The organism is Xanthomonas rydalmerensis, assembly GCF_033170385.1.
GTDB classification, from domain to species: Bacteria; Pseudomonadota; Gammaproteobacteria; order Xanthomonadales; family Xanthomonadaceae; genus Xanthomonas_A; species Xanthomonas_A rydalmerensis.
Window position 1 is genome coordinate 1,937,638 of record NZ_CP126170.1, and the last position, 18,828, is coordinate 1,956,465.

General features: G+C 65.1%; 10 protein-coding genes. 8 read left to right on the forward strand and 2 right to left on the reverse strand.

The features are described from left to right. The first annotated feature begins 29 nt into the window (after nt 1–29). The 5 genes from QN245_RS08045 (at nt 30) to QN245_RS08065 (ending at nt 6,872) form a co-directional block, all read left to right on the forward strand. The gene (locus tag QN245_RS08045; protein ID WP_184447566.1) at nt 30–2,501 is read left to right on the forward strand and encodes a VirB4 family type IV secretion/conjugal transfer ATPase; all 2,472 of its coding nucleotides are present in this window, start codon (nt 30–32) and stop codon (nt 2,499–2,501) included. A 69-nt stretch (nt 2,502–2,570) separates the two neighbouring features. Beyond that, nucleotides 2,571–3,347 (forward strand): hypothetical protein, encoded by a 777-nt coding sequence (locus QN245_RS08050; RefSeq protein WP_255421598.1) that lies wholly within the window; start codon nt 2,571–2,573, stop codon nt 3,345–3,347. 78 nt (nt 3,348–3,425) lie between these two features. Further along, the gene (locus QN245_RS08055) at nt 3,426–4,535 is read left to right on the forward strand and encodes a TrbL/VirB6 family protein (protein WP_317845011.1); all 1,110 of its coding nucleotides are present in this window, start codon (nt 3,426–3,428) and stop codon (nt 4,533–4,535) included. 60 nt (nt 4,536–4,595) lie between these two features. Next, nucleotides 4,596–5,030 carry a DUF4189 domain-containing protein gene (locus QN245_RS08060; RefSeq protein ID WP_317845329.1) on the forward strand — a complete coding sequence of 145 codons (435 nt, stop codon included), beginning with the start codon at nt 4,596–4,598 and terminating at the stop codon, nt 5,028–5,030. A 231-nt stretch (nt 5,031–5,261) separates the two neighbouring features. Continuing rightward, entirely contained in the window at nt 5,262–6,872 is a 1,611-nt protein-coding gene (locus tag QN245_RS08065; protein WP_317845012.1) for an alpha-glucosidase, read from the forward strand. A 987-nt stretch (nt 6,873–7,859) separates the two neighbouring features. On the opposite strand, the gene QN245_RS08070 is transcribed toward QN245_RS08065, so the two are convergent. Together QN245_RS08070 and QN245_RS08075 are read right to left on the reverse strand one after the other, a co-directional pair. Continuing rightward, on the reverse strand, nt 7,860–10,610 hold the full coding sequence (locus QN245_RS08070; RefSeq protein WP_317845013.1) for a TonB-dependent receptor: 2,751 nt from the start codon (nt 10,608–10,610) through the stop codon (nt 7,860–7,862). Between the two features lie 499 nt (nt 10,611–11,109). Continuing rightward, on the reverse strand, nt 11,110–13,218 hold the full coding sequence (locus tag QN245_RS08075) for a glycoside hydrolase family 97 protein (protein ID WP_317845014.1): 2,109 nt from the start codon (nt 13,216–13,218) through the stop codon (nt 11,110–11,112). 240 nt (nt 13,219–13,458) lie between these two features. On the opposite strand from QN245_RS08075, the gene QN245_RS08080 reads away from it, so the two are divergent. The 3 genes from QN245_RS08080 to QN245_RS08090 are packed head-to-tail and all read left to right on the forward strand — an operon-like array spanning nt 13,459 to nt 18,823. Beyond that, nucleotides 13,459–15,660, forward strand: a complete 2,202-nt coding sequence (locus QN245_RS08080) for a glucosidase family protein (RefSeq protein ID WP_317845015.1) — start codon at nt 13,459–13,461, stop codon at nt 15,658–15,660. After that, nucleotides 15,657–17,141, forward strand: a complete 1,485-nt coding sequence (locus QN245_RS08085) for an MFS transporter (protein ID WP_317845016.1) — start codon at nt 15,657–15,659, stop codon at nt 17,139–17,141. The genes QN245_RS08080 and QN245_RS08085 overlap by 4 nt, the downstream gene beginning before the upstream one ends. Before the next feature lie 8 nt (nt 17,142–17,149). Continuing rightward, nucleotides 17,150–18,823: an alpha-amylase family glycosyl hydrolase gene (locus QN245_RS08090; protein WP_184448076.1), complete on the forward strand. Its 1,674-nt coding sequence runs from the start codon at nt 17,150–17,152 to the stop codon at nt 18,821–18,823. Nucleotides 18,824–18,828 lie beyond the last annotated feature (5 nt).

The window sequence follows — 18,828 nt, forward strand, 5'->3', positions numbered from 1 at the left end:
AGACGAAACGGATTCTGAGTTATTCCCTTATGTTCATCCCGGATACTTCAATCAGCGAGTTCATCTCCATCTCCACGCATGTGGCGCCGTCCGTGCTGAAGACGACGGGAGGAGATTTCATGCTGATCTGGCACTTGGGCGGGCTTCCGTTCGTGGGCCGCGAAGAGTGGGAGATCGAACACCGGCACAACACCTTCAATCGCATGTTGCAGACGCTGCGCGCGCCGGATTTCGCCAACGTGGCGTTCTGGGTGCACGACGTGCGTCGCCGCCGCCGCATCAAGAACGCCGGCAAGTTCAAGCAGGCGTTCAACCAGGAGCTGTCGGACCAATACTACGGCACCTTGTCCTCGCAGAAGATCATGCAGAACGAGCTGTACATGACCATGATCTATCGCCCTGTGGTCACGGGTAAGCGTCTCATGGACAAGTCGTCGAACATTGCGCAGTTGCAGTCCGAGCAGGACCAGGCGATCGCCAAGGTGCTCGAGCTTGCCGGCAACGTCGAAGCCGTGCTGAAGGACTACTCGCCCTACCGGCTGAGCATGTATGAGGCCAGCAATGGTGTGGTGTTTTCCGAGGCCCTGGAGTTCTTCGGCTATCTGATCAACCGCATCGACGAGCCGGTGCCGGTGCTGCAGGCGCCGGTACCCGCCTATCTGCCGGTCAGCAAGCACATGTTCGCCAACAAGACCGGCGACTTCGTGATCAAGACTCCGGAGGGCGTCAATCATTTCGGTGCCATTCTGAACATCAAGGAATACACCGACGCGACCTATCCCGGCATTCTCAATGGCTTGAAGTATCTCGACTTCGAGTACGTGGTGACCCACTCCTTCAGTCCGATGGGCCGGCACGACGCGCTGAAGGTGCTCGATCGCACCAAGGGCATGATGGTGTCCTCGGGCGACAAGGCCGTCAGCCAGATCCACGAACTCGACCTGGCGATGGATCAACTCTCGTCGGGCAATTTCGTCTTGGGCGAGTATCACTTCACCATCGCGGTCTACGCCGAGACGCAGGAAAAGCTCGCGCAGCAGGTGGCCACCACGCGCGCCGAGCTGTCCAACGCCGGTTTCGTCTCGACCAAGGAGGATCTTGCGGTCGCGTCCTCCTTCTATGCCCAGCTGCCAGGCAACTGGCGCTACCGCACGCGCATCGCCAGTGTCAGCTCGCTGAACTTCCTCGGCCTGTCGCCGCTGCACAACTTCGCCCAGGGCAAGCGCGAGAACAATCCGTGGGGCGAGTGCGTCACCACGTTGCAGACCACCAACGGCCAGCCGTACTACTTCAATTTCCACGCCACGCATCCGGCGGAGAACTCGCTGGGCGAGAAGGCCATCGCCAATACCATGGTGATCGGCAAGTCGGGTACCGGTAAAACCGCGTTGATCAACTTCCTGCTCAGCCAGGTGCAGAAGTTCGATCCGATCCCGACCATCTTCTTCTTCGACAAGGATCGCGGTGCCGAGATCTTCGTGCGCGCCTGCGGCGGCAATTATCTGGCGCTGGAGAACGGCAAGCCCACCGGCTTCAACCCGTTCCAGTGCGAGCGCACCGAGGCGAACGTGCAGTTCCTGGCCGACCTGATCAAGGTCCTGGCCGGCAAGCTCGAGTACACCTCGCGCGAGGAGGAAGACATCTTCCGCGGCGTGGAAGGCATGCTGGATACGCCGATGCATCTGCGCAGCATGACCAACTTCCGCAAAAGCCTGCCCAACATGGGCGACGACGGCCTCTACGCGCGCATGCGCAAGTGGACCGCCGGCAACTCGCACGGCTGGGTGTTCGACAACCCGGTCGATACGATCGATCTGGAAAAGGCCAGCATCATCGGCTTCGATTACACCGACGTCATCGACAACCCGGAAGTGCGCGTTCCGGTCATCAACTACCTGCTGCATCGGCTGGAGGCCCTGATCGACGGCCGGCCGTTGATCTATGTGATGGACGAGTTCTGGAAGATTCTTGACGGCAAGGGCGGCCTGAAGGAATTCGCCAAGAACAAGCAGAAGACCATCCGTAAGCAGAATGGCCTGGGCATCTTCGCCACCCAGAGCCCGGAGGATGCGCTCGCCAGCGATATCTCCGCGGCGCTGGTCGAACAGACCGCAACCATGATCCTGCTGCCCAATCCCAACGCCAGCAAGGAAGACTACATGGACGGCCTCAAGCTCACCGACGCCGAGTACCAGGTCGTGGTCAGCCTGGACGAGCGCTCGCGCTGCTTCCTGGTCAAGCAGGGGCATGGGTCATCGGTGTGCCAGCTCAATCTGCGCGGCATGGACGATGCGCTGTCGGTCATTTCGGCGTCGACCGACAATATCGAAATCATGCACCAGGTGCTGGAGCGCAAGGCCAAGGAGCACGGTGTCGCGCCGGACGACCTGACGCCCGAACAATGGTTGAGCGAATTCTATGCACGGCGCAAGGGGTCCGGGAAATCGGGCCCAGCGAGGTCGGTGTCTTCGGATAATCGCGGGGCAGCGGCGGTCACCTGACTGCTTCGCCCAGGTTACGCATGGGAATGTTTCTACAAGATCTGTGTTGAGGTGTTTATGGACAAGACGATGAAATTCTCCAATCGCGTTCGTGTCGTTGGTGTAGTTGCGCTGCTCATGCTGTTGCCGGCAACTGCTTTTGCGCAGTGGAAAGTGATCGACAATAAACAGATTGACGAGAACAAAACCAATACAAAGACGCTGGATGAGAAGCTGGACAAGATCCGCGGGGACAACGAGGTCGGCAAGGCCGAAAAGGAAAAGTCCAGCGGCGACGAGGTCGAGAAGCCGAAGGAGAAGCTGGTCAAGGTCGACGACAATTACGGCGTCTCCGACTGCGCGGCCAAGACCTCGGGAACGCCCGTGTCGCAGGAACAGCAGCAGACTTGCGAATTGATCCAGCGCACGCGCAATTCGCAGTTCAACTACATGGTGGCAATGTACGACATCACCGAGAAGCGATTGCAGCGCCTGCGCGACCTGGAACAGCAGCGTGCGAAGATCGACACGAACCAGATCGGCTTGCTGGAAGACAACACGAACAAGCTGATCGCGCTGCGGGCGCTGATGGACATCGATCGCCAGCAGACCGAAGCGGCGATGTTCGCCTACGAGAAGCGCTTGTCTTACCTGACCCAGGTGCAGTCCGCCGGTGCCTGGGCCGCAATGAACGGCAAGAAGCCGCCGTCGGCCACGACGACGGGCGGCGGCGGTTTGTTCGAAGGGTTCTCGGGGTTGAGCGATTTCGCAAGCAAGCTGGTCGGTGGCGCGGTGATGGGCGGAGCCTTGCAACTCGCCAAGTCAAAGCGGCCTGATGGCCTCAAGCAATTGAGCATCGAAGATTAACCACGCTGCCCGATTCATTGAACGGAATCGATCAGCAAAAAGCAGCTCAGCGATGAGCGTCTGCGTTACGGAGCGGTCATGGGATTTCTCGATAGTTTCAGCAACTACGCGTTTTTTACGCTCATCAACAACTTTCTGCGCGATGAGATCGACTATTTCCAATGGTCGCTGCTGATCCGCATGTCATGGTGGGTCACCGTGACCGCGATGAGCGCGTTGACGCTGTGGATCCTGTTGAAGGGCTATCGAGTCGCGACAGGGCAGTCGCGCGAATCTGCCATGGAACTGGTGGTGACCTCGCTGCGCGCCGCGCTGATCATCGGCGTGGCGATGAGCATGGTGTCCGCTGCCAGGCCGGGAGCGACGAACGGTGACGCGGCGATGGACGGACTCTACTGGAGGCTGACCGACGGGCTCAGCAGTGCGATCGTGAAGACGGTGACCGGCAGCTCCGAGAGTCCGTACGCCGCGATCGATAAGAATCTCGCGCTGATGCAGGTGGCCATGACCAGCATCGATCAGATCAATACCGCCGGCGACGCCGAGCGGGAAAAGGAGAAGGATCGCGCGCGGCTTTTCACGGGTCTAGGCATGGCCGGGCCTGGCGTTGTCGGTGGCTCCCTGTTGCTGCTGAACAAGCTGGCCATGGCGCTGTTCATCGGCTTTGGGCCCTTGTTCATCCTGTGCCTGCTATTTGATGTCACCAAGTCCCTGTTCCAGAAGTGGCTGATGTACGGAATCGGTACGGTCTTCTCGCTGGCGGTCCTGAGCTTCACCGTTGGTCTTGCGACGAAGGTCATTGCGGCAGTAGGTGCGGGTTTTCTCGCCACGTGGGCGGCGTCCAACGGAACAGGCGAAGGCGTGAGCAGCATGGCGTTACAACAGGGAGGAATCGGCTTGGTCTTAAGCACGCTGATCATCACGGCACCGCCGATGGCGGCTGCGTTCTTCCAGGGCACGCTGGGCCAGTTCTCGCCGTACTCGGGACTTGGTGCGGTCGGCAAGGATCCGGCGTCTGGCCAGCCTTATGCGCCGCAGTCGCCTGGTCGTGATTCTTCCTATCGAGGCGGTGACTTCAATGCGCCCAGTTCTGTTACGCAAAATCATGCGTTGAGGCAGCCTAGCTTCTCCTCTGATGCCAGTGGCCAGACGGGGACTGGCAGATATAGACCTCAGGACATCGGTTAATCAAGTTTGGAGGTTGCTGTGAAAGCCATCCTATTTCTATCTTGCTTGTTACTCAGCCCGATGGCATTTGCGCAAACGGCTTGTCCATCCGGCGTGGCGCCTGGTAGCGCTCAGTGTGGCCCAAGTTCTGGGGGGGCTGACGCTCCTGCGCGTCCAACCGGAGAGTGGATTAAAACGTGGGGGGCGATCGCGACTGCGTCAAGCGGAGACATCGGAAGCAGTACCGGTAGATTTTCCGAAGAGGATGCTGAGGCTGGCGCGCTGAAAAGATGTGCTGATCTCGGCAATTCGGATTGCAAGGTTGCCTTCACTTATAAGAACCAATGCGTAGCCGTCGTCCAAGGCCCCGACGGCTCCGGGGTGGGGAAAATAGTAAGTGGTATCAGTGTTGAAGCAGCTACGAAAGAAGCATTACGTCGGTGTAAGGAGGCTTCCGGCTCTGAATGTGTCGTTAGAGGCACGGATTGCTCAGATGCGAAATTTAAAAAATATTGATATGCAGTAAACTTCGATTGTTTTTGGTTTTCTTGAATTCTAGATTGTTGCTTGTGTGCGGAATTTAAGGCGCTAGCAGCTCACTAGGGCCGCCGGCACATATGCATTCTCATGTGCGCTTGGCGTGAATACGTATGCATCCACGTCTGAACATGAAGCATCAACGCTACTCTAGCGCAGCGTTTCGCGTGCCCGTCGCACGCGCGATCTCTGCCCGAAGGGGGGCGTTGCATGTCTCAGGCTCCATGGTGGCGCGGTGCCGTCATCTATCAGATCTACCCGCGTAGCTTCCTCGACGCCAACGGCGACGGTATCGGCGACCTGCCGGGCATCGTGCGCAAGCTGGATTACATCGCGGCATTGGGCGTGGATGCGATCTGGATCTCGCCGTTCTTCAAATCGCCGATGGCCGATTTCGGCTACGACATCGCCGATTACCGCGAGGTCGATCCGCTGTTCGGCACGATGGCCGACTTCGATGCACTGCTGGCCAAGGCGCATGCGCTGGGCCTGAAGGTGATGATCGACCAGGTGCTCAGCCATACCTCGGTGGAGCACGACTGGTTCAAGGAGAGCCGGCAGAGCCGCGACAATCCAAAGGCCGATTGGTACGTGTGGGCCGATGCGCGCGAGGATGGGACGCCGCCGAACAACTGGCTGTCGATCTTCGGTGGTGTGGCGTGGCAGTGGGAGCCGCGCCGCGGTCAGTACTATCTGCACAACTTCCTGGCCTCGCAGCCCGACCTGAACTTCCACAATCCGCAGGTGCAGCAGGCGACGCTGGACAACGTGGAGTTCTGGCTGGCGCGCGGCGTGGACGGCTTCCGGCTGGATGCGATCAATTTCTGCTTCCACGATCCGCAGCTGCGCGACAATCCGCCCAAGCCGCCGGAAAAGCGGGTCGGCCGCGGCTTCAGCCCGGACAATCCCTACGCCTTCCAATACCACTACTACAACAACACGCAGGCGGAGAATCTCCCGTTCCTGCAGAAGCTGCGCAGTCTGCTCGACCGCTATCCGGAGACAGTGAGTCTGGGCGAGATCTCGTCGGAAGATTCGCTGGCGACCACGGCCGAGTACACCCGGGCCGGTCACCTGCACATGGGCTACAGCTTCGAACTGCTGACCGACGATTTCAGTGCCGCCTACATCCGCGAGACGGTGTCGCGCCTGGAAGCGGCAATGACCGAAGGCTGGCCGTGTTGGGCGATTTCCAATCACGACGTGCAACGTGCGGTGACGCGTTGGGGGCAGGGCACCGAGACTCCGGCCTTCGCGCGCCTGCTGATCGCGATGCTGTGCTCGCTGCGTGGCTCGGTCTGCGTCTACCAGGGCGAAGAGTTGGGCCTGGGCGAGGCGGAGGTGCCGTTCGAGGCGTTGCAGGATCCCTATGGCATCGCGTTCTGGCCGAACTTCAAGGGCCGCGATGGATGCCGGACGCCCCTGCCGTGGGATGACGGCGAGCAGGCCGGCTTCAGCACCGGGACGCCCTGGTTGCCGATCGCGCCAGCGCATCGCGCACAGTCGGTTGCGGCCCAGGAGGCCGATCCACAGTCGGTCCTGCGTGCGATCCGCGAGTTCCTGGCATGGCGCAAGCACCATTCGGCGCTGCGCGAGGGCGACATCGTGTTTCACGAGACGGCTGAGCCCGTGCTGATGTTCGAGCGTCGCCACGCCGCGCAAACCCTGCTGCTGGCGTTCAATCTGTCTGCAGAAGCCGTCGACGTGGCGGTGCCGCAGGGCGCCTGGGAGGTGCTGGAAGTACCGGGCGTGGCGCCTGGCGCGGTCGGCGAGCGTCTGCGTTTGCCCGGCTATGCGATGGTGTGTCTGCAGGGCGCGTGAGCGCGGGTCGGTAGTTGCTGGCTAGGGAGGTGCCGCATCGCCGGTGATCGGCTGCGGCACTGCAAACGATGTTTATCTGCGAAGAGACAGTCCGGTGTGTGCATCGCGTCGCGGATAGGGCCTCATGCGTGCCGAGGCAGCCTTGGCGCTCGATTGAACGACACTGGTCGATTCGGAATTCCAGTGTCTGTAGGCATGTTGCGGTGATCGCGCCGTTTTCGCAGCCGGTGCGTGCGGTCGTCAGCGCTCGCGTCGTCGCCGAGCCGACAATGGCGCGGTCCTGGCGCACCAAGGTCAGCGCAGAGGCTTGCCTTGGTGTTCCACACGACAGACCGCCGCCCTCCCGATCCCGCCGGCTACGCGGCTACGAATCCGCCGTCATCGCTGCGTTGGTGGAGTCGCGGCAAGATCGCCACGTCTGCGTGCCCAGCTTTGTGACCTGAAACGCGGATTTTTCCGGCGCCGACACCAGCTCTTGGTTTGCGGTCTCCCGGCTGAGACCCGTCGTTGACGATGGGGTGCTGACCTGGATCAGTTGCCGCAGCATCGAGTCGGCGAGGATGCATCGTCTGTGGTGTGGTCAGCCGGTCGGTTCGGAATTCAGCATTGAATGTCCATGCATGACGCTTGCTCGCATGCTGGAGGATTGGCCTATGCTTTCCCGAGATACAGCGTTTCCAGCGACGCGAGCCATTTCGTGCTCTCGCGCCTTTCTGTTGGGGACCTCGTTGACGAGGCGAGATTTCTATCAGTTACCGCACGATTGCCTAGTATGGGTCTTCTCGCAGGCGAGAAGGTCGGTGTCCCTCCGCTAACCGCTCGGCTTGATCACGATCGACAAAAACGCTGCCGCCCCGCGCGATCCTGATCTCATCGTGTTGCCTCCCGGCACTCCGCAGCATTCGACACAAACACAAGCCATAGTCGTCCAACGAAAACGCCCGCCGGGTGCGCCGGCGGGCGTCGTCTGCAGCCTTTACGCGGGACTCAGAACTTGTAGTTCACGCCCAGCATGTAGGTGCGTCCCCATTCAACGTATTCCAGCGGGCGATCCTTGGTGCCGGCATACGTGCGGTAGGGCGAGTTGGTCAGGTTGCTGGCCTGCAACAGCAGGCTCAGCCCGGCCAGGGTGCTGCCGTCGGCGAAGGTATAGCTGACTTGCGCGTCGGTGACGTTCTCGCCGACAACGTAGCGCAGCGTGCGGTTGCCGTTGAAGTTGCCGATCTCGCCGATGAAGTCCGAGCGGCGCCGCTGGCTGACACGCGCCTCGAAGCCGTTGTGCTCGTAATACGCGGTGAGGTTGTAGACGCGCTTGGACAGGCCCGGCAGGTCGATCGGCGCCGAGCCAACGCTGGAGGCGCTCTCGGGATCGACGATCTTGATATCGCTGTCGTTGAAGGTGGCGCTGGCTTGCACGCCGAAGCCGCGCAGGCTGTCGCTGAGCATGTCCAGCGGCAGCGAGGCGGTCAGCTCCAGGCCGCGCAAGGTGCCGCCCTTGCCGTTCTGCGGCGAGGAGAAGGTGCCGGTGGTCTGCACCGGTACGGTCATCCCCGGCGGGGGCACATAGCTGGCGAGCAGGGCGGAAAAGTCGTAATCGTCGCGCGACTGCGTGTAGATGTAGCTCTTCAGGTCCTTGTAGAACACCGCGGCGGCCACATAGGCCTTCTCGCCGAAGTACTTCTCGTACGACAGGTCCAGCGCGTTGGCACGCCACGGATCGAGCAGGGGATTGCCGCCGCTGCCGCCGGGCTTGCCGGTGGACGTATCCACGCCGAAGTCCAGGCCGGCGCGCATCTGGTCCACGCGCGGCCGCGCCACCTGCTTGGCCGCGGCGAAGCGCAGGGTCTGCTGGTGCGGGAACAGGAAGGCCAGGTTGAGGCTCGGCAGCCAGTCGTTGTAGGTCTTGCCGGCATCGATCGGCAGCACGTTCTGGCCGGCGGGACGGGATTGGTCGAAGTAGCTGGACTGCGAGCTCTGGTCGGCGTGCTGCAACTGCACGCCGATGTTGCCGCGCACGCCGACCTCGCCGATGTCGGTGTTGATGTTGGCGCGCAGCCAGGCCGTGGTGATCTTCTCCTGCACGGTCCAGGACTTGGGGATCAGATAGTCCAGGTTGGTGACCGGGTTGAAGCTCATGTAGCGCGAGACCGCCGCCGGGACGTTCCAGGCCGGGATGGTGCCGATGCCGGCGAAGCCAAGGTTGACCGGGTCGTACTGCAGGTCGCTGGCGATGTTGGTGTTGCCCTGCGCGCCGAGCAGGATGTTGCCTTCGGCCTGGGTCTTCTGCTTGCGCCGGTCGGCGTAGTTGACGCCCACGTCGATGTCGGAGAACCAGGTCAGCGCCTGCGGTGCCGGTAGTGTCGCCGCCAGGCGGCCACCCTTCAGGCGGTCCTCGACCTCCGGGACCTTGCCGTAGCCGGAGCCGTAGATGGTGTTGGTCAGGAACAGGCTGTTCGGGTCGGAGTAGTCGCGGCCGGGCGTGATCTGCGAGAAGCCATTGGGCTTGACCACGAGGCCGACGGTGTCCAACTGCGGCATCGGCACCAGCTGCAGGTTGTTTTCCAGGTTCAGCTCTTTACGCGTCGCCTTGGAGTAGTTGAGGTCGGCCATCAGGCGCACGCTGCCGAGGTTGAACTCGTTGTTCCAGCCGAACGCGTCGATCTTGTCCTTGCGCTTGTTGTACATGCCGCGCACCAGCGGATACACGCCGCTGGCGGTGCCGCCGGTGAAGCTGCCGCTGGCGTCGACCTGCGGATTGCTGATCAGCAGGCCGGGCGTATAGCCGCCATTGAAGTTGCTGAGATTGACCTCGAACTGATTGGCGGTGTCGATCTGCTCGGCTTCGGTATGGAACGCGTCGAAGGTGCTGGTCCAACTGCTGGACGGACGGAACTGCACGGTCGCCATCACGCCGTCGCGCTTGTTGTTGCCGGTGCGGCGCAGCGCCTTGATGCCGTCGGAGAAGTAGGTGCCCGGGGCCAAGCCGGGACGGCTGCCGCTGTCGGTGTTCTGCGTCGTCCACGGCTCATACAGGCCGACCTGGTTCTCCTGGATCGGCATGTCGCTGTGGGCATAGCCGATCGACACGCCCAGGGTGTTGTCCAGGAACTGGTCGATGTAGCTGGCGCTGAAGCGATTGCCGAAGGCGTCGACGTCGGCGGCCTTGCCGAGCGAGCTCTTCTGCAGGCGGCCGCTGATCGCGATCACCCGGTCCGGGAAGCTCAGCGGGCGCACGGTCTGCATGTCGATGGTGCCGGACAGGCCCTGGCCGACCAGGCCGGCATCGGGCGTCTTGTACACGGTCACGCCGTTGACCAGTTCCGAGGGGTACTGGTCGAACTCGACGCTGCGGTTGTCGCCGGTGCTGACCACTTCGCGGCCGTTGAGCAGGGTGGTGGCGAAGTCGGGTGACAGGCCACGCACGCTGATCACCTGGGCACGGCCGGCGACGCGCTGTGCGGCCAGGCCGGGCAGGCGGCCGAGCGACTCGGCGATGCTCACGTCCGGCAGCTTGCCGATGTCCTCGGCCGAGATCGCCTCGACGATGGACGTCGAGTCCTGCTTGATCGCGATGGCGTTCTCGATGCCGCGGCGGATGCCGGTCACCTGGACCTTGTCCAGTTCGGTCACCGGATTGTTGGGCGTGGCGGCGGTGGTATCGGACTGTGCGGCGGCCAGCATCGGCGTCATCGCGACGGCCAGCGCCAGCGTCAGCGCGTTGCGCTTGTGGTTCAACATTTTCCCCTCCCAGGCAATGTTGTCTTGCGAATGTCTGAACCGGCGAGGCGGCCGGATGTGCGTGTCGCGCAGCCGCAGGGCGGTGTCGCGATTGCGCTGTATGGTAGACACGCGGCTTCGTCGCGAACGTCCGCTGCATACGTATTCACTGGCCTGCATCGCATTGGAAGCGCTTTCAGGATCGCGATGTCGTGCGCTTGGCGCTAAGCCGGTGCCGTTGGGTACGTGCATTGCGCTCTGCAGCCGATGTCGACTGTCGTGGATGCTCGGGTGCCGTGAGGCAGGGGATGTAGCGGTTGCGTGAACGCGTGGACCTATCCGGCCATGCAGCTGATAGCACGGCAGATCCTGGCCAACGCCGCGTGCAGCGGCGCTGTCCTTTCGTGCGCACTTGCGCGACGCCTGGCGCACGAGGAAGGGGCCAGGCAAGAGGGCCAAGCAAAGAGCGCAGTCGCCGCCGATGTACCGCTGGCGGCACTGCATCCGCCAAGATGACCCGCTAGCGCTGCGCAGCCGCGCCGGCAGATGCAGGCGCCGGATCCAGCGGGACGAAACGGATCGCCTGGCCGCCGCCGGGCGCCAGCTTCAGCTGCAACTGGTCGCGGCTGGTGACCTCGCGCTGTTCGCGGACGAAGTCGAAGGGATTGTGCTGGTAGTCGGCGGCATCGCCGTCGCGGTAGATCTCGGCGCGGTAGCGCACGCCCGGTTCGAGAAAGCCCAGCGCGATCGGCAGCACGCGACCGTGTTCGTCGGTGATGCTGCCGAGGAACCAGTCGCGGCTGTGGCGGTCCTTGCGCACGATGGTCACGTAATCGCCGATCTCGCCGTCGAGCACGCGACTGTCGTCCCAGTCCACTGCCACGTCCTCGATGAAGCGGAAGGCGTCGCGGTGCTGCAGGTAGTGTTCGGGCAGGTCGGCCGCCATCTGGATCGGGCTGTACAGGGTCACATACAGTGCCAGCTGCCGTGCCAGCGTGCTCGGAATCGCGCGTCCGCCGCGGCCCTTCAGGCTGAGGATGCCGGGCGTGTAGTCCATCGGCCCGGCCAGCATGCGCGTGAACACCAGATCGACCTCGTGCTCCGGTGGATTCGGCGGCTCGCCCCAGGCGTTGTACTCCATGCCACGTGCGCCTTCGCGCGAGAGCCAGTTCGGGTAGGTGCGGCGCAGGCCGGTGTCCTTGATCGGCTCGTGGGCATTGACCGACAGATGGCGCTTGGCCGCCTCCTGCACCACCTTGAGATGGTGGCGGGCCATGAACTGGCCATCGTGCCATTCGCGCCACAGCGGGCCGCCGGCCGGATTGCGCCGGTCCACCTGGCCATCGTCGCAGACGTAGCCGGTCTTGAAGGTGTCCACGCCCAACCGGGCGTACAGGTTCAGCGCCGCATCGAGCTGGTCTTCGTAGTGCTCCACCGCGCAACCGGTCTCGTGGTGGCCGATCAGGTGCACGCCCTTCTTCGCCGCGTAGGCGCTGAGCGCGGCGATGTCGAAGTCCGCGGTGGCGCGGGTGAAGTCGAAGTCGTATCCATTGCCGACCCAGTTGCCGTCCCAACCGGGGTTCCAGCCTTCGACCAGCACGCCACGGAAGCCGTGCGCCGCGGCGAAGTCGATGTAGCGGCGGGTATTGGCGGTGGTGGCGGCATGCTTGGGGCCGCGCGCCCAGGTTTCCTGGTTCAAGTGCATCGACCACCACACGCCGATGTACTTGGCCGGGTGCACCCAGCTCACGTCGCCCAGTGCGTTGGGTTCGTTGAGGTTGAGGATCAGGTTGGAATCGACCAGGCCGCCGGCGGTGTCGCTGATCTGCAGCGTGCGCCACGGCGTGTCGAAGGGCAGGCGTCGGCGGACCTTCCAGCCCTCCGCCGACGGCGAGAGTTGCGCATGCAGGCGCTGGCCTTCGCCGCGGCGCAGCCACATGCCGGCGTAGTCGACTAGGGCCGCCTCGTGGATGGCCAGGTGCAGGCCGTCCTGGCTGCGCAGGGTGAACGGCGTGTGCGCCAGCGGCACTTCGCGCAGCGGCGTGCGCCTGTACAGGTATTCGTAGTGAATGGGAGCGCCGGCGGGAATCCACCAGGCCGTCGCGTCGGGGACGATATCGAACTCGGTGAGCTCCTCGTCGATCACCGCCTCCTGCATCCCCGCCTGCTGCGGAAAGCTGTAGCGGAAGCCGAGCCCGTCGTCGTAGACGCGGAACACCACCGCGAAGCGGCGCTGGCGGCCGCCGCGCTCGCCCAGGTCCACGCGCAGCTCGTTGTAGTGATTGCGTACGTAGCGGCGCTCGCCCCAGGGCTGTTCCCAGGTTTCGTCGACGCTGCGGCTGCGCTGGTCCAGCAACGCCAGGTCGCGATCCAGGCTGCCATCGCGCAACTGGAAGCCGAGCCGCGATTCGCCGATCACCGGCTCGCCCAGGCGCTGCACGCGATAGCTGGGGCGGCCGTCGTCCAGTTGCACGGACACGCGCAGGATCTTGTCCGGCGAATCGATGCTGGCCACGGTCTGCGGTGCGGCCTGCAGTCCAGGGGCGATGCACAGCAGCAGCGTCGCCAGCCACGATGGCAGGCGCTGCGTCGGGCGCAGGCGCAATGAGGCGTGAAGCGGCAGCGGCATATCCCCTCCCAAGGCGACCGTGGCACCGCAACGACTATAGCGAGGCGGTTCCTTGCAGCCGGAGGCCGTGGCGATGAATACGTATGCAACTACACGCGCCGCGGTGCTGCCCGTCTACCATGTCCGCAGCGCCCCGCGATGCGGAGGCGGCGACCGCAGCGCCGGCATGCCGGCCTGCGCTTCCACCATGCAGGCAAAGAGGGAGGGAGGTCGATCGGTGCGAGCCGGTCTGCCGCTTCGATGCTGAAGATGATCTGCTTGGCCGCCACCTTGGGTGCTGCGGCGTCGGCGTCTGCTGGACAGACGTCATTGCAATGGCGCGGTCAGACCGCGCAGGCCGAGGCCACCGCCGACGGCGGCTTCGTGCTGCACGCGGCGCAGGGCACGCGCACGCTGTCGTTGCAGCCGCTGCGCAGCGAGACCGACAGCCTGTTGTTCGATGCGCTGTTCGCGTTGGCGCAGCAGGAACTGCGCGACGACCAGGTCCAGGCGATCCGTGACCCGGCGTTCGATCACGGCAAACCGTTGCCGTGCGATTGCTACCAGACCGGCGAGCGCTGGCCCTACGTGTGGACCCGCGATGTCAGCTATGCCGCCGACCTGGCCCTGGCGCGGCTGGATCCCGAGCGCACGCGGCGCTCGCTGCACTTCAAGCTGTCGCCGATGCGCGGCGCCGATGTGCTGCCGGGGCTGTTCGTGGCGCAGGACACCGGCTCCGGCGGCAGCTGGCCGGTGAGCAGCGACCGCGTGGTGTGGTTTCTGGCCGCGCGTCACTTGCTGGACGAACCGGGTTTCGCCGCCGACACCCGTGCCGCGCTCACCGCCACGCTGGCGCAGGACCGCGCGTTCGCGTTCGACCCGCACATCGGCCTGTACCGCGGCGAGACCTCGTTCCTGGACTGGCGCGAGCAGACCTATCCGGCCTGGACCCGCGAGGACGTCGGCTTCATCGCCAGCTCCTTCGCGCTGTCGACCAACGTGCTGCACTATCAGGCGCTGCGTCTGGGCGAGCGCCTGGCCCGGGAGCAGGACGACACGCAGGCGGCCGCGCGCTATGCCGGCTGGGCCGATGCGCTGCGCCAGGCGATCGCGCAGCGCTTCTGGCGCGAGGACCGCGGCACCTACGTCAGCTACATCGGCACTGCCGAGCATCCGGTGCGCTACGAAAGCTACGATCTGCTGGGCCTGTCGCTGGCGGTGCTGGCCGACGTGCTGCCGGCCGAGCGCGCACGCCAGGCACTGGCCCGCTATCCCGCGGTGGAGGCGGGCAGCCCGGTGGTGTGGCCGCAGCAGCGCGAGGTGCCGATCTACCACAATCGGGCGATCTGGCCGTTCGTCAGCGCCTATGCGCTGCGCGCGGCGCGGCATACCGACGACAGCGCGCGCATCGATCTGGAAGTGCGCTCGCTGCTGCGCGGCGCCGCGCTCGCCGGCTCGAACATGGAGAACTACGAATTCCTGAGCCAGGCCGCGCATGTCGACGACGGTCCACTCAGCGGCCCGGTGGTCAATTCGCCGCGGCAGCTGTGGTCGGTGGCGGGCTACCTGGCGATGGTGATCGAGGGCGTGTTCGGCCTCGAGGACGATGGTCGCGTGCTGCCCAAGCTGCCGACCAGCCTGGTGCCGCTGCTGTTCGGCGAGCGTCAGGAGATCGCATTGCAGCTAAAGGACCGACGCATCGTGCTGCGGAGGCCGCGGCAGCTGCAAGGCGACCTGCTGGTCGCCGGCGAGACCCGCACCCAGGACGGTGTGACCACCGTCGACCTGGTCGCGCGCCGCAGCGGCAGCGCGCCATTGCAAATGCTCACGGCCGCGGACGCCTTCGCGCCGCTGGCGCCGTCGGCACCGCAGGTGCGGCGCGAGGCGCAGGGCTGGCGTGTGCAGGCGGCCGCGGACACGGTGCTGTACGTCGATGGGCAGGCGCGACCCGGCAGCGCCGACGGCGTGCTTTTGCCGCTGGCCGAGCGCGTGCAATGCCTGAGCCTGACCCGGCAGAGCGCGCGTTGGGAGTCGTTGCATAGCCCTACCGTCTGCGTCGGCGACGTGGCGCGCGTGGAGGGCGCCGATGACTGGGTCTGGACGGTGCCGCACGATGGCGCGTACCGGCTGAGCCTGCGCTACGTCAATGCGCATGGCCCGATCAACACCGGTGTCACCGCGGCTGTCAAGCGCCTGCAGGTGCAGTGCGGAGCGGCGTCGCCGCAATCGCAGCCGCTGGTGATGCCGCACAGCGTCGGCGAGCAGACCTCCACGGCGGCGGTGTTCGCGCTGCAGGCCGGGCAACGCTGCGTCGCGCGCTTGCTGCCGGCGCAGAACATGAGCGCGCTGCAGCACTTCGCGCGCTACACCGGCGGCCAGGGCGGCGCCGATGGCGTGGTCAATGCCGCCGATGTCGCCGCGCTGCTGATCGCGCCGGCCGGCCCGATCGAGGAGCGCCCATGAGCGCCGTGTCACGCGCCAAGCCGGCGCTGTCGTTCTGGCAGATCTGGAACATGTGCTTCGGTTTCCTGGGCATCCAGTTCGGCTTCGCGTTGCAGAACGCCAATGCCAGCCGCATCTTCCAGACCCTGGGCGCGGACATGGAGCAGGTGCCGGGGCTGTGGATCGCTGCGCCGCTGACCGGCCTGATCGTGCAGCCCATCGTCGGCTACCTGTCCGATCGCACCTGGAACCGTTTCGGGCGGCGCCGGCCGTATTTCATGGTCGGTGCGCTGCTCACCACGCTGGCGTTGCTGGTGATGCCGAACTCGCCAGCGCTGTGGGTGGCGGCCGGGACGCTGTGGGTGCTGGACGCCTCGATCAACATCTCGATGGAGCCGTTCCGCGCCTTCGTCGGCGACCAGTTGCCGGCGCGCCAGCGCGCCAGCGGCTACGCCATGCAGAGCTTCTTCATCGGCGTCGGTGCGGTGGTGGCGAGCATGCTGCCGTGGTTGCTGGCGCACTGGGGGGTGAGCAACACCGCGGGCCCCGGCGAGGTGCCGGCGACGGTGCGCTACGCGTTCTATCTCGGCGGCGCGGTGCTGTTCCTGTCGATCGGCTGGACCGTACTGCGCACCCGCGAATATCCGCCCGAGGATCTGCACGGTTTCGACGACGCCACGCCGGCCGCCACGGCGACGCAGCCGCGCTACGCCGATGTCGCCGCGACGCTGTGGTGCGCCGCGGGCATCGCCGGGGCGGCGGCGATCGCCTTCAGTGGCGGCGACCGCATGCTGTACGTGCTGGCCGGGCTGTGCCTCGGCTACGGCGTGCTGCAGGGCGTGGCGCCGCGCCTGCGCCGCGGGCACATGCTGGCCGCGATCGTCTGCGACCTGCAGACCATGCCGCAGGCGATGCGGCGCCTGGCCTGGGTGCAGTTCTTCTCGTGGTTCGCGCTGTTCGCGATGTGGATCTACACCACCGCCGCGGTCACCCAGACCCACTACGGCACCCACGATGCGACCTCGGCCGCGTACAACGAGGGGGCAAACTGGGTCGGTGTGCTGTTCGCCGCCTACAACGGCTTCGCCGCCCTGGCGGCGATCGCGATCCCGCTGCTGGTGCGTGCCTGCGGGCTGCGCGTGAGCCACCTGCTCAACCTGTGCCTGGGCGCGGCCGGCCTGCTGTCGTTCCTGTGGATCCGCGACCCGCAGTGGCTGCTGCTGTCGATGGTCGGGGTCGGCTTCGCCTGGGCCTCGATCCTGTCGCTGCCGTATGCGCTGCTGTCGGACAGCGTGCCGGCGGCGAAGATGGGCGTGTACATGGGCATCTTCAATTTCTTCATCGTGATCCCGCAGTTGGTCGCGGTCAGCGTGCTGGGCTTCGTGCTCACGCACTGGCTCGATGGCCGGCCGCTGTACGCGTTGGCGATCGGCGGCGGCAGCCTGCTGGTGGCGGCGCTGTGCGTGCTGTGGGTGCCGTCGGATTCGGGAGCGAACGCATGATCGATCGGATGTCGTTGTTGGCGCTGGCCCTGCTGGGTGCCTGCGCTGGGTCGGCGCAGGCGCAGGCGCCGGCGCAGGAGGAGTTCTACGGCACGCTGGAGCCGTTCGCCAGCGAGGCGGTGTACTTCGTGGTCACCGACCGCTTCGTCAACGGCGACCCGGGCAACGATCATCGCGACCAGGGCGGCGCGCACCGCACCTTCGACATCCCGATCCCGGCGCCGCCGGGCGAGAGCGACAACATCGGCTACCTCGGCGGCGACTTCAAGGGCGTGGTCGACAACGCCGGCTACATCCGCGACCTGGGCTTCGGCGCGGTGTGGATCACCCCCATCGTCGACAACCCGGACGAGGCCTTCACCGGCGGCAAGCCGATCACCTGGGGCAGCTCGCTGAGCGACCGCGGCAAGACCGGCTACCACGGCTACTGGGGTGTGAACTTCTACAAGCTCGACGAGCATCTGCCGAGCCCGGGGCTGGATTTCGCCGGCTTTACCCAGGCCATGCACGCGCAGCAACTGAAGGTGGTGCTGGACATCGTCGGCAATCACGGCTCGCCGGCCTGGACCATGCCCAAGCGGCAGCCGATGTTCGGCCAGGTGTTCGACCGCGACGGCAAACTCATCGCCGACCACCAGAACCTGCCGCCGTCCAAGCTGGACCCGGCGCACAACCCGCTGCACGCGTTCTACAACACCGGCGGCAACCTGGCGCAGTTGTCCGATTTCAACGAGCGCAATCCGGCGGTGATGGAGTATCTGGTCGGCGCTTACTCGCAGTGGCTGGGGCAGGGCGCCGACGCGTTCCGCATCGACACGATCGGCTGGATGCCGGACAGCTTCTGGCACGAGTTCGTGCGCCGCATCCGCGCGCAGCGCCCGGGCATGTTCATGTTCGGCGAGGACTTCGACTACAACGCGCACAAGATCGCCGGCCACACCTGGGCCAGTAATGCGGGCGTCAGCGTGCTGGATTTCCCGCTCAAGCAGGCGCTGGCGGCGACGTTCGGCCACGCCCAGCGCGGCTACGAAACGCTGCAGCCGGCGCTGTATCTGGAGCGTGGCCCGTACGCCAATCCGTACGAGTTGATGACCTTTTACGACAACCACGACATGGCGCGGCTGGATGCCAGCGACGCCGGCTTCATCGACGCGCACAACTGGCTGTTCACCGCGCGCGGCATCCCGGTGATCTACTACGGCTCGGAGACCGGCTTCATGCGCGGCCGCGCCGAGCACGCCGGCAACCGCAACTACTTCGGTCAGGCGCGGGTGAACGCCGCGCCATCCAGCCCGATCTTCGCGCCGTTGCGACGCATCGCCACGCTGCGCCAGCGCAGCCCCGCGCTGCAGCGCGGCCTGCAGCTCAACCTGCAGTTATCCGGCGACGAGGCGGTGTTCTACCGGGTGTTCCAGCACGCGGGCAGCACCCAGACCGCACTGGTGCTGCTGAACAAGAGCGACGCGCCACGCACGCTGGAGGTGCGCCGCTACCTGCAGCCCGGCACCTGGCACGACGGCTTCGACGGCAGCGCCAGCGAGGTGACCGATGCGCTGCGCGCCGAGGTGCCGGCGCATGGCGTGCGCGTGTTCCTGTCCGATGCGCCGATCGTGCGCCCGGACCTGCGCGCGCGGCTGCGCTGGCTGATGGCGGCCAAGGACGGCGTGGAGCCGGGACAATGATTGCC